Annotated in this window: 12 protein-coding genes and 1 other RNA gene; 4 read left to right on the top strand and 9 right to left on the bottom strand. The window is 63.5% G+C overall.

The features are described 5' to 3' along the window. Positions 1-37: 37 nt before the first annotated feature. The 4 genes from A9K71_RS04105 to mraZ are packed head-to-tail and all read right to left on the bottom strand — an operon-like array spanning position 38 to position 3630. A complete protein-coding gene (locus A9K71_RS04105; RefSeq protein ID WP_066990727.1) occupies positions 38-1762 on the bottom strand; it encodes a penicillin-binding protein 2 in 1725 nt (574 codons plus the stop codon). Then, a complete protein-coding gene (locus tag A9K71_RS04100) occupies positions 1759-2154 on the bottom strand; it encodes a hypothetical protein (protein ID WP_066990723.1) in 396 nt (131 codons plus the stop codon). Before A9K71_RS04100 ends, A9K71_RS04105 begins: the two co-directional genes overlap by 4 nt. A 4-nt stretch (positions 2155-2158) precedes the next feature. Further along, entirely contained in the window at positions 2159-3175 is a 1017-nt protein-coding gene (rsmH, locus tag A9K71_RS04095; RefSeq protein WP_066990720.1) for a 16S rRNA (cytosine(1402)-N(4))-methyltransferase RsmH, read from the bottom strand. After that, the gene (mraZ, locus tag A9K71_RS04090) at positions 3172-3630 is read right to left on the bottom strand and encodes a division/cell wall cluster transcriptional repressor MraZ (RefSeq protein ID WP_066990717.1); all 459 of its coding nucleotides are present in this window, start codon (positions 3628-3630) and stop codon (positions 3172-3174) included. The genes rsmH and mraZ overlap by 4 nt, the downstream gene beginning before the upstream one ends. Positions 3631-4027: 397 nt before the next feature. On the opposite strand from mraZ, the gene A9K71_RS04085 reads away from it, so the two are divergent. Continuing rightward, positions 4028-5143, top strand: a complete 1116-nt coding sequence (locus tag A9K71_RS04085; RefSeq protein ID WP_066990714.1) for a cystathionine gamma-lyase — start codon at positions 4028-4030, stop codon at positions 5141-5143. Between the two features lie 24 nt (positions 5144-5167). Here A9K71_RS04085 and rnpB read toward each other — a convergent pair. The 5 genes from rnpB to A9K71_RS29765 form a co-directional block, all read right to left on the bottom strand. Continuing rightward, positions 5168-5568: RNase P RNA component class A (rnpB, locus tag A9K71_RS04080), an RNA gene on the bottom strand. A gap of 58 nt (positions 5569-5626) precedes the next feature. Beyond that, on the bottom strand, positions 5627-6337 hold the full coding sequence (locus A9K71_RS04075; protein WP_066990712.1) for a transglycosylase SLT domain-containing protein: 711 nt from the start codon (positions 6335-6337) through the stop codon (positions 5627-5629). A gap of 185 nt (positions 6338-6522) precedes the next feature. Next, the gene (locus tag A9K71_RS04070) at positions 6523-7290 is read right to left on the bottom strand and encodes an N-acetylmuramoyl-L-alanine amidase (protein WP_066990709.1); all 768 of its coding nucleotides are present in this window, start codon (positions 7288-7290) and stop codon (positions 6523-6525) included. Further along, the gene (locus A9K71_RS04065; RefSeq protein WP_066990706.1) at positions 7287-8006 is read right to left on the bottom strand and encodes a DnaJ family molecular chaperone; all 720 of its coding nucleotides are present in this window, start codon (positions 8004-8006) and stop codon (positions 7287-7289) included. Before A9K71_RS04065 ends, A9K71_RS04070 begins: the two co-directional genes overlap by 4 nt. 133 nt (positions 8007-8139) lie before the next feature. Continuing rightward, positions 8140-8340 carry a hypothetical protein gene (locus tag A9K71_RS29765; protein WP_082954075.1) on the bottom strand — a complete coding sequence of 67 codons (201 nt, stop codon included), beginning with the start codon at positions 8338-8340 and terminating at the stop codon, positions 8140-8142. A 173-nt stretch (positions 8341-8513) separates the two neighbouring features. Here A9K71_RS29765 and A9K71_RS04055 point away from each other — a divergent pair, with 173 nt between their 5' ends. The 3 genes from A9K71_RS04055 to A9K71_RS04045 all read left to right on the top strand — a co-directional run bounded on the left by A9K71_RS04055 (position 8514) and on the right by A9K71_RS04045 (position 14131). Continuing rightward, the gene (locus A9K71_RS04055) at positions 8514-12137 is read left to right on the top strand and encodes a hydantoinase B/oxoprolinase family protein (RefSeq protein ID WP_066990701.1); all 3624 of its coding nucleotides are present in this window, start codon (positions 8514-8516) and stop codon (positions 12135-12137) included. A gap of 84 nt (positions 12138-12221) precedes the next feature. Then, the gene (locus tag A9K71_RS04050; protein ID WP_066990698.1) at positions 12222-13469 is read left to right on the top strand and encodes a DUF3419 family protein; all 1248 of its coding nucleotides are present in this window, start codon (positions 12222-12224) and stop codon (positions 13467-13469) included. Continuing rightward, positions 13466-14131, top strand: a complete 666-nt coding sequence (locus tag A9K71_RS04045; RefSeq protein ID WP_066990697.1) for a class I SAM-dependent methyltransferase — start codon at positions 13466-13468, stop codon at positions 14129-14131. The genes A9K71_RS04050 and A9K71_RS04045 overlap by 4 nt, the downstream gene beginning before the upstream one ends. Positions 14132-14134: the final 3 nt, after the last annotated feature.

The raw sequence follows: 14134 nt of genomic DNA, 5'->3' as shown, positions 1-14134 counted from the left end.
AACAAAATAGCGCGCAGTTGCCGGCGCGCCCCAAGAATCACTGATAGGAAACCAGCGTTGCACCATTTTCATGGCTGAAATCTGGCTTCACGCCAAGCATCGAAGCCGCACGCCTGATGATGTTGCCTGCCATGATGCCGGCATTCGAGGCGGCGGTGGCGCCCATGCCAGGCTTTTCCGGCTTCGGCTCATCGGCGATAGTCAGCACGATATATTGCGGATCGTCCATCGGAAAGGCGGCGACGAAGGCGTTGAAATTCTTCTCTTTCGAATAACGGCCGTTGACGACCTTTTCCGCCGTGCCCGTCTTGCCGCCGACGCGGTAACCCGGAACCCTGGCGCTCTTGCCCGAGCCTTTCTCGGCGTTGAGTGCGTAGAGATAGCGCATCCCTTCCACCGTTGTGTCCTTGACCACCCTTTTGGCCACCTCCATCGCCTGCTCGGCCGTGCGCGGCAGAAAAGTCGGCTCGATCAGGTAGCCACTCATCAATGCGGCGCAGCCGACGGCAGTCTGCAGGGGCGTTGTCGAGACGCCATGGCCGAAGGCGATGGTGATCGAATTGACCTGCTTCCATACTTTCGGTTCGGTCGGGCGCGCCACTTCCGGCAACTCCGTCTGCATCTTTTCGAGCACGCCCAGCCGATGCAGGAACTCGCGATGCCCTTCGATGCCGACAGCCTCGGCTTCTTTGGCCGAGCCGATGTTGGACGAATAGATGAACACTTCGGGCACCGAAAGCACACGGCCTTTGCTGTGGAAGTCATGGATGGTCTGGCGGCCGATCCTGATCGGGCGCGACGCATCGAAGCGACTCTCCAGCGTCACCTTGCCGGAATCGAGCGCCATGCCGGTGGTGAAGCTCTTGAAGGTCGAGCCCATCTCGTAGAGCCCGGCCGACATACGGTTCAGCCGGTCCTTTTCCTGAGCATTGTAGGGATTGTTGGGGTCAAAATCCGGCACCGAGGCCATGGCCAGGACTTCGCCGGTCTTGATATTGAGGACCACCGCGCCGGCCGCGATCGCGTGGAACCGCTCCATGCCGGTCGCCACCTCGTCGCGCACCACATGCTGGACGCGCAGGTCTATCGACAGCTTCACCGGCTTCAGGTCCCTGGCCACCGCCAGTCCTGACGCCTGCAGATCGGTCAGGCCCTGGTCATCGATGTACTTCTCCATACCGGAGATGCCCTGATTGTCGATGTTGGTGAGCCCGACAATGTAGGATGACGTTTCGCCGCTCGGATAGAAGCGGCGCTTTTCGGTGCGGAAACCGAGACCCGGGATGCCGAGCGCCATGATGTCGGCCTGCTGCTTCGGCGTCAGCTGCCGCTGCAGCCAGACGAAGCCGGCGCCGCTCTTCAGCTTGTGATAAGTCTGCTCGTAGTCAATCTCGGGAAGCACGGTCGAGAGCTTCTCGATCGCCTCGTCGGCGTCGACGATACGGCGCGGCTCGGCGAACAGCGACGCCGTCTTGATGTCGGTCGCCAGCACCTCGCCGTTGCGGTCGACGATGTCCGGCCGCGATGCAGTGACGCGGCTCTGCGGACCACCTGAATTGTCCGGATTCTGCAGGCCGAGATAGACCAGTCGGCCGGCAATCGTCGAATAGATGGTGAAGAACACCGCCATCGTCATGACGATGCGGGTCTTGGCCTTGCCGCCGGTTGCCTTGCGGGCGGCGTCGACGACGATCGAGCCGTCCTCAGCTGCCTTGCTTCGGCGCTTCAGCAGGTTGCCGATCCCTGGAAGCCTACTGATCATTGCACGGTGCTCCCGGTCACCACCGGATCCTTGCCGTCCGACGGCCCTTTGCCCGAATTGTCGGCCATGCCGCCGAGCGGCTGCGACGACAGGTCCTCGATATTGAGCGGCTTCATCGGCACGTCGTCGAGCCCGCCGATTTGGTGGGCGTTGAGCGGCTCGAGCCCGAGCTGCGACTTGTAGATTTCGGCAAGCTTCTGCAGCCGCGCCGGCTGGGTGAGCAGGCTCCAGTCCGCCTTGAGAAGATCGATTGTGTCTTCCTCGTAGCGGATCTGCGCCTGCAGCTTCTGCACCGCCGCCAGCTGGTCCTCGGCCTCGCGCTTGGTCTTGTAGGTCAATGCCGCCGCCGAGACCATGACGGCGATCAGGACTATATCGCTGGTGCGAAACACGTGCTTACCTCTCCCCCGGCCGCTCGACGGCGGGAAGCTTTGGAAGGCCGAAAATCGAAAAGTCGCCGGCGCGCGCAGGCGCGCCGGTGCGGATTGCCGCGCGCAGCCTCGCCGAGCGCGCCCGCGGATTGCCGGCGATCTCGGCCTCTCCCGGCGTCACCCCGCCGCCGGATTTGCGGAAGGTCGCCAGCCGCGCCGGCGCGTCCGGCATATGACGCGATCCGCTGGCCGCATCGGCGCGATCGGCGATGAAGCGCTTGACGATGCGATCCTCCAGCGAATGAAAGGTCACGACGGCGAGCCTGCCGCCCGGCTTCAGCACCCGCTCGGCGGCGAACAGCGCGCTCGCCAACTCGCCGAGCTCGTCATTGACGAAGATGCGCAGCGCCTGGAAGACGCGGGTGGCGGGATGGATCTTGTCCTTCGGCGCGCGGCCGACATGGGTGGCGATGGCGTCGGCAAGATCGAGCGTGCGCTCGAAGGGCCGCTTCTCGCGCCGGGCCTCGATCATGCGGGCGATGCGGCCGGCATGCCGCTCTTCGCCGAGAAAGCCGAAGATGCGGGCAAGGTCGCCCGCCTTGAAGGTGTTCACGACGTCGGCGGCGCTCAGGCCAGCCTGCGCCATGCGCATGTCGAGCGGTCCGTCGGCGCGAAAGGAAAAGCCGCGCCCGGCCTGGTCGAGCTGCATCGACGAGACGCCGATGTCGAGCACGACGCCGTCGGCGCTTTCGACATGCTTGTCCAGGGTCGAGAACGGCTCCTGAACAAGCTTCAGCCTGCCGCCGGCCTGCTGTTCCAGAGCCTTACCCGCGGCGATCGCATCCGGATCGCGGTCGATGGCCACGACCGAGGCGCCGCGCTCGAGGATGGCGGCGGTGTAGCCGCCGGCGCCGAACGTGCCGTCGACGATCGTCTCGCCCGCCTTGGGTTCAAGCGCCTCCAGCACTTCGGCAAGGAGGACCGGAATGTGACGGACCAGTCCGCCAACGGCGTGAGGATCATCGCCGTGGCCAGTCATCATTCCGGTCGCTCCCCGGGCTTCGTCCCCTGCCGAAGCTGCAAAAGCCTGGCTCGAGCCTGCGCCCCATAGGCGGCAAGTCGGCCCGGCTCCCAGATCTGGAAGAAATTGCCGCGGCCGACAAAGGCCACCTCGTTCGAGATGCCCGTGTGCTCGCGGATGAAATCGGTCATCGTGATGCGGCCGTCCTGGTCGAGTTTCAGGAACGTCCCGTCGCCATGGCAGAAGAAGGACATATCGTCCGCCGTCCGCAGGAAGGGATCTTCCAGCGCGATCCGCTGCTCGTACCGGTCGAGCAGATCGAGCCCGCCGACGTCCATCGCCGGAAGGTCGAGGCAGCGTAGCGCATAGAGTTCCGCATAGCCACGTTTCTGCACGACCGAACGGAAATGCGCCGGAACGGATACCCGCCCCTTCGCATCGATCCTGTTCACTGCGTTTGACAGAAATCGGTCCACTACGCCTTACAGCCGCTGTCGCCGCCGCACCCCTGCCCATGTTTTTCTCCGCGCCGCCGCCGCGCATCGCCTCGCGACAAATCGCTTCATTCACCAAGGCGAAAACCGGCAAACGCGCAGCCGCCGCGACTGCCCGATTGGCGTACGCTTCACCCTGACGCGGAACGAAAGCTTGATGAGAATGGGATATCATGGGGTAATATGGGCGTCAACGGGAAGAGGCATCACAAACACGCATGCCACAACCTGAAAGCGCAGGCTCGCGGCACGTCTCGTCTTTATCGACCATTAAGCCTAACGAAGCGTTTAGAAGGCTCTGGCCCAAAAGGACGCGGCTTGCCGCGAAGGGCCGGCACGCCTAGCGTTCGGACGTCAGTTCAGTGAAGGAATGCGCCCAATGTCCGAAACCGCGAAGTCACGCGCCGCGACACTTGCCCATCTGCGCAGCGGCGATTTCGCCAAGGGCGATCCCATCCCTTTGCCACTGACCATGGCCTCGATCTTTCATTCGCCGGGGGACGCGACGGGCTTCGATCAATACGGCCGCTTCAGCAATCCGACATGGCACGCGGTCGAGCATGCGCTTGGTCATCTCGAAGATGCGCAGTGCATCGCCTTTCCGTCGGGCATGTCGGCGATTTCGGCAACGTTCTTTGCGCTGGTCAAATCTGGCGACCGCATCCTCTTGCCCTCGGACGGCTACCACACGACGCGAGCCCTGGCGGAGCGTTTCCTGAAACCGCTCGGCATCGCCTATGACGTGAGGCCGACATCGAGCATGCTCGACGGCGGCTTCGCCGGCTACCGGCTGGTCTTCGTCGAAACTCCCTCGAACCCAAGGCTGGATATCTGCGACATCGCCGCCGTCGCCAAGACCGCCCACGAACAAGGTGCGCTCCTCATCGTCGACAACACGACGATGACGCCCTTCGGCCAGCGCCCGCTCGACCTTGGCGCCGACATCGTGGTCTCGGCCGACACCAAGGCGATCAACGGTCACTCGGATGTGCTGTTCGGCCATGTCGCCAGCCGCGATCCGGATATTATCGCCAAGGTCAGGGACTGGCGAGAAACCGCCGGCGGCATTCCCGGGCCGTTCGAGGCCTGGCTCGTGCATCGCGGCCTTGAAACACTTGAGGTGCGGTACGATCGCATGTGCTCCTCGGCGGAAACGATCGCCCGCCGGCTCAAGGGGCATCGCGCCGTGAGCGGCTTGCGCTTTCCAGGCCTTGAGGGCGACCCCTCGCACAATCTGGCGCGTGCCCAGATGGAGCGCTTCGGCTTTCTCATCTCGTTCGAACTGGCTTCGGAAGAGAAGGCCGAGGATTTCATCAACAACTGCGCGCTGATTGAATCGGCGACCTCGTTTGGTGGCGTCCATACATCGGCCGAGCGGCGATCGAAGCGCGGCGATGCCGTGCCGCCCGGCTTCGTGCGGCTGGCCGTCGGCTGCGAGCCGGTGGAAGAGCTCTGGCAGGCGATCGAGGCGTCTTTGGACCGGCTTGGCGGCTGAGCGGCTCGGAGCGCTGTGGAGGAAAATGCCAGCTGGCCTGTAAGCCGGGTTCTGTATGGCCCCCACGCCTTGCGGCGCGGGAACGTGGCGGCCATTCATCTTGGGCGCATGTCGCCATGCGCCTCACGCAACCTACCCGGGCGGTGGGCCGGAAACAGCCCTCGAAGGTTTCCCTTCGCACCGCCCCTATTCGGTCTTGCTCCCGGTGGGGTTTGCCGTGCCGCTTCTGTTGCCAGTCGCGCGGTGGGCTCTTACCCCACCCTTTCACCCTTGCCGCGGCAAATGCCGCGGCGGTTTGCTTTCTGTGGCACTTTCCCTGGGGTCTCCCCCGCCGGCCGTTAGCCGGCACCGTGTCTCCATGGAGCCCGGACTTTCCTCACCCGCAGCCTTTCGGCTCTTGCGGGCGCGGCCGCCCGGCCAGCTGGCAAGGGTGTATAAAGGGATTCGCGCCTGAAAACGCAACAAAAAAGGCAACTGTCCCGCTTAGACAGGCGAACCGAGCGCTGCCATCTGCACCTTCACCTTGCTGCAATAGGCGGCCGAAATCGGATTCATCCGCGTCGCCCCATGTCCGGCATTGTATTTGAGGATGGTACCGCAGGTGGTGCCGCCACCTAGCCCCTGCGCCATGGCGAGGTACTTCATGCCGTATTTGATGTTGGTGTCGGGATCGAACAGTCCCTTGACCGAACCGGTATAGCCCATCATCCGGGCCGTCGCCGGCTTGATCTGCATCAGGCCGATCTCGCCGGCGCCGCCGACCATGTTGGGCCGGAAGTTGCTCTCGATCGTGATGACGGCCTTGGCCAGCGACACCGGCACGCCGTAGCTTGCCGCATAGCGGGCGATGATCGCCGAATATTGGCCGTCGCCAGTTGCCGAAGAAGACAAGGCGGGCTTTTCAGGACGGATGGAAGCTGTCGCGGTCAGGTCGATGGTTTGCCTGCTGCGCTTTGCGTAGCGCTTGACTCTTGATTTCGCGGACGGCGCTGCGGCGGCTTTCTGCACCTTCGCCGGGGTAGCTCTCTTGGCCGTCGAAGTCTTGGCGCTTTGCGTAGCCTTGGGCTTTGAGGGGGTCGCAGCAAACCCATTGTCCGCCGCCCGGAGGCTCAGGGGGGCGCTGTTCGCTGGGCTGAAGGCAAAAGTCATCACTCCGGCAGCAACGGCTGCCGCTACAACGGTCAATCTTTGCATGTATTCCTGTTCTGTTAGAACCGCGCGAAGAATTTCACGCGGCGGGGCCAATCCAACACCGGAGCATCTTGGAGGGATAGATGCCCGACAACTTGCGGGAGATGCGTTTGGAGACCGAATTGGCGCCAATAAAGGCGAGGCAATTCACTTTGTATGACAAATTGTAATTTAGCCAGCTTGGCCGGCTATTTGGAAGAGGCTGCCTTTACCGCAGCCAACAGCCTTTGGAGCGTGCTGATCGTCGAACCGTCCGCCACGCCGTCGACGAGCCGCCGTCGAAAATGCCGCTGAAATGCCGCCACCACGATTTCCGTCTGGCGGTCGAAGACACCCGATATCTCGGCGCTGTAGCCGTAAAGCGCCAGCATCGATTGCAGGGCTTCCACGTCAGCACCTGCGTCGCCCGCCTTCAGCGCCGCGCCCGTCCTGATCGGAGCCGCGGGAACCAGATGGCCGACACCGGCGGCAAAGAGCGCCTTCCAGGGAAACTTCTCGCCCGGGTCGACCTTGCGTCCCGGCGCCACATCGGAATGCGCAAGCACCCTTTGCGGTGGAATGGAATGCCGGCCCGCGATCCCCGCGCATAAATCGATCACGGCCTTGACCTGCCGCTTCGGGAAGGTTTTGTAGCCCAGCGAATGCCCGGGGTTGACGATCTCGATGCCGACAGAGCAGGAGTTGATGTCGGTGCACCCGAACCATGAACTCTTGCCGGCATGCCAGGCGCGGTCGCTTTCGCGCACCATTTGCACGATGCGGCCGTCCTCATGCACAAGATAGTGCGAGGATACCTCGCTTGCCGGATCGCACAGCCAGGCCTCGGCCCCAGGCCCCGTCGGCATGCCGGTATAGTGCAGCACGATCATGTCGGGCCTGAGCGTCTCGCGTCGCGGACCGAAATTCGGCGATAGCCTGACCTCGGCACCCGGCTGGTCGGGCAAGAAACCGCTCATACGTGCCTGAGGCCCCGTTCGATCATCTCATAGGCGGCATTGATCGCGGCGACCCTTGTCGTGGCGATCTTGATGAATTCCTGCGGCAGGCCGCGCGCGATCAGCCGGTCGGGATGGTTGTCGGAGATCAGCTTGCGATAACGCTGCCTGACCTCCTCGAATGGCTTCCCGCGTTCGACGCCGAGAACCACATAGGGATCGGCGGCGCCGAGATTGACGTGGCGCGCCAGGATCGCCTGGTAATGCGCCTCATCGATCTGAAAAATCTCGGCGATGCGATGCAGGAATTGCCCTTCCCTCTCGTGAACCAGGCCATCCGCCTTGGCGATGTGGAACAGCCCGTCGAGTATGTCTTCCAGCATCTTGCAATTCGCATGACCGGAACCGCAAAGCTGCGACATGCGCTGGGCGTAGATTTCAAATCCGGCAACATCGCGCTTGGCGAGGTCATAGAGGCGCGCCACATTGCGCGTTTCGCTCGGCGGCACCTCAAAGATTTCCTGGAAGGCGCGCACCTCGTCCTGGGTGACGATGCCGTCGGCCTTCGCCATCTTGGCCGAAAGCGCGATCATCGCCACCGAGAAGGCCACGCGCCGGCGTAGATCCGGGTCGCCCGAGTACATGGTCCGCACGGCCTCGACGACATCGCCGACGCCCGAGGACGCCGACGACGAAACACGAGCGATGAAGTCGCCGAGGCGGTCCCAAATCGACATGCGGCTTCTTAGTGCGAACCGGGCACCGCTATCAAGCCGGGACGATGCCGCAGGTCGAACGACTTTGAGGACAGTCCCGCCAAAAGGAAGGCCGGCACAGGGGCCGGCCTTCCTGATTTCAGTGGATGAACTTCTACTGCGCGGGCGCAGCAGGAGGTGTTGCCGGAGCCGGTTCAGCAGGCTTCGAAGGGTCAGGGGTGGCCGGCTTCATTGGCTGTTCGTTGGCCGGCGGGTTGGTGCTCTGCGTGGTGGTGTTGTCGGTGCTGCTGTCGCTGCAAGCCGCGACCCCCAGCAGGGCGAGCGCCGAAACAGACGCCAGAATAAGCTTCTTCATGGTATCTCTCCTTCAGAAAACGCTCACGTTTCGGTGAACGTCGCAGAGGAAATGCAGAAATCGGACCCGGGTTTCGTAACGTTGCGTTTCCATGTGTAACACCAAGCGCATGGTTGCCGGGGCCAAAACGGCGAACTAACAGAACGGGTTGTCGCAGATAACGGATAAGCAGCATGCAGGACGCCGCAGCCAACAAATGGGATTTCTGGATCGACCGGGGCGGGACCTTCACCGATATCATCGGCCGCGATCCGCAAGGCCGACTGCATCCCCGGAAGCTGTTGTCGGAGAACCCTGAGGCCTATGCCGATGCCGCCATCCAGGGCATCCGCGAACTGCTTGGACTGAAAACCGGCGCCGCCATTCCCGCGGAGCGGATCGGCGACATAAAAATGGGCACCACTGTCGCTACCAACGCGCTGCTGGAGCGCAAGGGCGACCGCGTGCTGCTGCTCATCACCAGGGGTTTTCGCGACGCGCTGCGCATCGCCTATCAGGCGCGGCCGGATATTTTCTCCAAGGAGATCATCCTGCCCGAACAGCTCTATGAGCGGGTGGTAGAGATCGACGAGCGCGTGCGCGCGGACGGGTCCGTCGAGCGCCTGCTCGACATCGCCGCCTGCCGCCCGGCGATCGAGCAGGCCAAGGCCGACGGCATCGACGCGGTCGCCATCGTCTTCATGCACGCCTGGAAATATCCCGACCATGAAAAAGCAGTCGCGAAAGTCTGCCGCAAGATCGGCTTCAGCCAGATATCGGTCAGCCACGAGGTCTCGCCGCTGATCAAGCTGGTCGGTCGTGGCGACACCACGGTGGTCGACGCCTATCTGTCGCCGATCCTGTCACGCTACGTGCAAAGGGTGGCGGGAGAATTGGGCGCCGGCCCGCGGCTGATGTTCATGATGTCATCGGGCGGGTTGACCGCCGCCGACATGTTCCAGGGCAAGGATGCGCTGCTTTCCGGCCCGGCCGGCGGCGTCGTCGGCATGGTCGAGACGGCGAAGCTCGCCGGCTTCGACAAGGTCGTCGGCTTTGACATGGGCGGCACCTCGACCGACGTCGCCCATTATGACGGCGAATACGAGCGCGCCTTCGACACTGAAGTTGCCGGCGTGCGCATCCGCGCGCCGATGATGCGTATTCATACCGTCGCGGCCGGCGGTGGCTCGATCCTGCATTACGAGGCCGGTCGCTTCCGCGTCGGCCCGGACTCCGCCGGAGCCAATCCCGGCCCGGCCGCTTATCGACGCGGCGGCCCGCTCGCCGTCACCGACGCCAATGTCATGCTCGGCAAGCTGCAGCCCGACGTCTTCCCGGCGATCTTCGGCCCCGGTCAAGACCAGCCGCTCGACGTCGCCGCCGTGCGCGAAAAATTCGCGGCTTTAGCCGCCGAGATCGGCGATGGACGCTCGCCCGAAGCGGTGGCCGAGGGTTTCGTCACCATCGCCGTCGAGAACATGGCCAACGCCATCAAGAAGATTTCGGTGCAGCGCGGTTACGATGTCACCGAATATCTCTTGAACTGTTTCGGTGGCGCCGGCGGCCAGCATGCCTGCCTTGTCGCCGATGCGCTCGGCATGGAAGCGGTGCTTATCCACCCCTTCTCCGGCTTGCTTTCGGCTTACGGCATCGGGCTGTCGACGGTTTTCGCCTCGCGCCAGCAGGCGTTACTGAAGCCGCTCGCCGAAGAGTCCCGCTCCTCGATCGAGGACCTGATTGCGACCTTGCACCAGGGCGTCATCGCCGAGCTTGCAGTGCAAGGCATTGCGCAAGACGCCATCGCCTCAAAGCCGGTCCTGCAGGTCCGTTATGACGGCACCGACACAACTTTGCCGGTCAACTTCGAGCACGGCTCGATGTTTCGCGCCGGGAGCGATTTCGAGGCCGCCCATAAAGCGCAATTCGGCTTCGTCTACGAAGACAAGCCGATGATCGTCGAGGCAGTCGGCGTCGAAGGCAGCGATGTCGGGACCGCCGGCCGCGACGAAAGTGAAGCAGGGCTCGAAGACCAGGTGGCAAGCCCCTGGCAGTCCCGGCAATTCTTCGCCGACGGCGCCTGGCGCGATGCCGGCATCTTCCGGCGCGAGGATTTGAAGCCCGGTCACAAGGTGGCAGGCCCCGCGCTCGTCATCGAGCCGAACCAGACCATCGTCGTCGAGCCGGGCTGGCAGGCCGAGATCACGGCCAGGAACCACGTGCTGCTGCGGCGTATAGAGAAAAAGGCCCGGCAGGCGGCGCTCGGCACGGAAGCCGATCCGGTGATGCTCGAGGTCTTCAACAACCTTTTCATGTCGATCGCCGAGCAGATGGGCGTCACGCTGCAGAACACCGCCTATTCCGTCAACATCAAGGAACGGCTCGATTTTTCCTGCGCCGTGTTCGATCGCCATGGCGCGTTGGTCGCCAACGCGCCGCATATGCCGGTGCATCTCGGCTCGATGGACCGGTCCGTCGAAACTGTCATCCGCCTGAATTCGGGCGATATCCATCCCGGCGACGTTTTTGCGCTCAACGCGCCCTACAATGGCGGCACGCATCTGCCCGACATCACGGTGGTGACGCCGGTGTTCGACGATGCGCGCAAGGAAATCCTGTTCTGGGCAGCCTCGCGCGGCCACCATGCCGATGTCGGCGGCACGGCGCCGGGCTCGATGACGCCTTTGGCCACCACCGTCGACGAGGAAGGCGTGCTGTTCGACAATTTCCGCATCGTCGATCGCGGCCGCTTCCGCGAGGAGGAGCTCGAGGCGCTCCTCACCGACCATCCCTATCCTGCCCGCAATCCCGCCCAGAACATCGCCGACCTCAAGGCGCAGATCGCCGCCAACGAAAAGGGCGTGGCGGAGTTGCGCAAGATGGTCGCGCATTTTGGCCTCGCTGTCGTCGAGGCCTATATGGGCCATGTTCAGGACAATGCCGCCGAGAGCGTGCGCCGCGTGCTGGAAAGGCTGCCCGACAGTTCCGACTACGAGTATGCCACCGACACCGGCCAGGTGATCAAAGTGAAGATCACCGTCGATCGGCAAAGGCGCGACGCGACGGTCGATTTCACCGGCACCTCGAAGGTCATGAAGAACAATTTCAATGCGCCGGAGCCGGTGGCGCGAGCCGCTGTGCTCTATGTCTTCCGCGTCATGGTCGAGGACATGATCCCGATGAACGCCGGATGTCTCAGGCCGATCAACATCGTCATCCCCGACGGTTGCATGCTCAAACCCTCCTACCCTGCCGCCGTCGTCGCCGGCAATGTCGAGACCTCGCAGCATGTCACCAACGCGCTGTTCGGCGCCATGGGCGCGATGGCCAACGCGCAAGGCACAATGAACAATCTCACCTTCGGCAACCGGCAATACCAATATTATGAGACGATCTGCTCCGGCTCGCCGGCCGGCCAAATGAATTCGGGCCGCGGCTTTGCCGGCACCTCCGGCGTCCACACGCATATGACCAATTCGCGACTTACCGATCCCGAAGTGCTGGAACTGCGCTTCCCGGTCGTGCTGGAAGACTTCCACATCCGCGACGGTTCCGGCGGCAAGGGCAAATGGAACGCCGGCAACGGCACCAAACGCACGATCCGCTTCCTCGAAAAAATGGAATGCGCCATCCTCTCCTCACACCGCAACCGCCCGCCGCAGGGTCTGAACGGCGGCGGCGACGGCGAGGCCGGCTCGACCAAGGTCAGACGCAACGACGGCTCGATCGACGTGCTGAAGGCCTGCGACCAGACCACGCTCGACGCCGGCGAGGCCGTCATCGTCGTCACGCCAACGCCCGGCGGATTCGGCAAGGCCTAAGACTCAACGTCAGCAGCCTGTCACCCGCCTGTCACAACGCTGCGCTACCCGCTTGCGCCAATGCAAACGGGGAATCAGCTTGCCATGTCGGATGTATCGGGAGAACTCGTTTTTCGACGCGGCAAGGAGGTTGGAAAAGCCGTCTACCAGAACCGCGCCCTGTCGAAGGACGGCATTTCCGAGCGGCTTTTCGCCTTCCTGTTTTCCGGCCTCGTCTATCCCCAGATCTGGGAAGACCCGGAGGTCGACATGGACGCCATGCAGCTTGGCGCCGGCCATCGCGTCGTCACAATCGCATCGGGCGGCTGCAACATTCTGGCTTACCTCACCCGTTCGCCCGCCCGGATCGACGCCGTCGACCTCAACGCCGCGCACATCGCGCTGAACCGCATGAAGCTGGAGGCGGTGCGCCATCTGCCCTCGCAGGGCGATCTGTTCCGCTTCTTCGGCGCAGCCGATACCAGCCACAACTCGGAAGCTTACGACCGCTTCATCGCGCCGCATCTCGACCCGGTCAGCCGCCATTACTGGGAGCGCAGGAACTGGCGCGGCCGCCGCCGCATCGCGGTTTTCGACCGCAACTTCTACCAGACCGGCCTGCTTGGCCTCTTCATCGCCATGGGCCATCGTGTGGCAAAACTGTTCGGTGTCGATCCGGCCGGCATCATGAAGGCCGAGAACATCGGCGAGCAGCGCCGTTTCTTTAACGAGGAGCTGGCGCCGGTCTTCGACAAGAAGCTGCTGCGCTGGGCGACATCGCGCAAGGCTTCGCTTTTCGGTCTGGGTATCCCGCCGGCACAGTACGACTCGCTGATCACGTCCGGCGACGGTTCGATGGCGAGCGTCTTGAAGGCGCGGCTGGAGAAGCTCGCCTGCGATTTCCCGCTGAAGAACAACTATTTCGCCTGGCAGGCCTTTGCCCGCCGCTATCCGCTGCCCGGCGAGGCAGCTCTGCCCGCCTATCTGGAACAGCGCAACTACAGGACGATCCGCGCCAACACCGAACGCGTCGCCATCCATCATGCCAACTTGATCAAATTCCTCGCCGGCAAGGATGCGGGCTCGGTCGATCGCTTCGTCCTGCTCGATGCCCAGGACTGGATGACCAACGATCTGCTCAACGATCTGTGGACCGAGATCACCCGCACGGCCTCGGTTGGCGCGCGCGTGATCTTCCGCACCGCGGCCGAGCCCAGCCTGCTGCCGGGCCGCGTCTCCAGTTCCCTGCTCGACCAGTGGCGCTACGAAGCCGAGGCCTCGCGCGAATTCTCGGCCAGGGATCGTTCGGCGATCTATGGCGGCTTCCATCTCTATGTGAAGCGCGCCGCATGAGCACGACGGAGCTGCCGGTCCGCCATGCCGAACTGATGGACGGCGTCTATCGCTGGCAGCGCCATATCTACGACATCACCCGCAAATACTACCTGCTCGGCCGCGACCGGCTGATAGCGGGGCTCGACGTGCCGCAAGGCGGTACCGTGCTCGAGCTCGGCTGCGGTACCGGCCGCAACATCGTACTTGCCGCCCGCGGCTATCCGGACGCCCGCTTCTTCGGTTTGGATATCTCGGCCGAGATGCTGGAGACGGCAAACGCGGCCATCGCTCGCGAAGGTCTCTCCGACAAGGTCAAACTGGCGCGCGGCGACGCCACGGATTTCGATCCCGCGGCGCTCTTCGGCGCACGGCATTTCGACCGTGTCTTCGTATCCTATTCGTTGTCGATGATCCCCGGCTGGCAGAAGACTGTGTCGGCCGCGCTTGCCGCGCTCGCACCCGGCGGCTCGCTGCATGTCGTCGATTTCGGCCAGCAGGAAGGTCTGCCAAACTGGTTCCGGGCCTTGCTGCGCGGCTGGCTGCGGAAATTCCATGTCACGCCGCGCGCCTCGCTGCGCGACGTCCTTGACTCGGAGTCGAAACGGACCGGCGCAACCTTGCGTTTCAGAACGCTTTATCGCGGCTATGCCTGGCTCGGCGTCATCGGAGCTCGAAAATAGAGA

The sequence above is a fragment of the Mesorhizobium sp. WSM3873 genome (assembly GCF_001672445.1).
In the GTDB taxonomy this organism is placed as follows: domain Bacteria; phylum Pseudomonadota; class Alphaproteobacteria; order Rhizobiales; family Rhizobiaceae; genus Mesorhizobium.
Note: the sequence above shows the minus strand (reverse complement) of the source record. Positions and strands in the feature narration are given on the sequence as shown.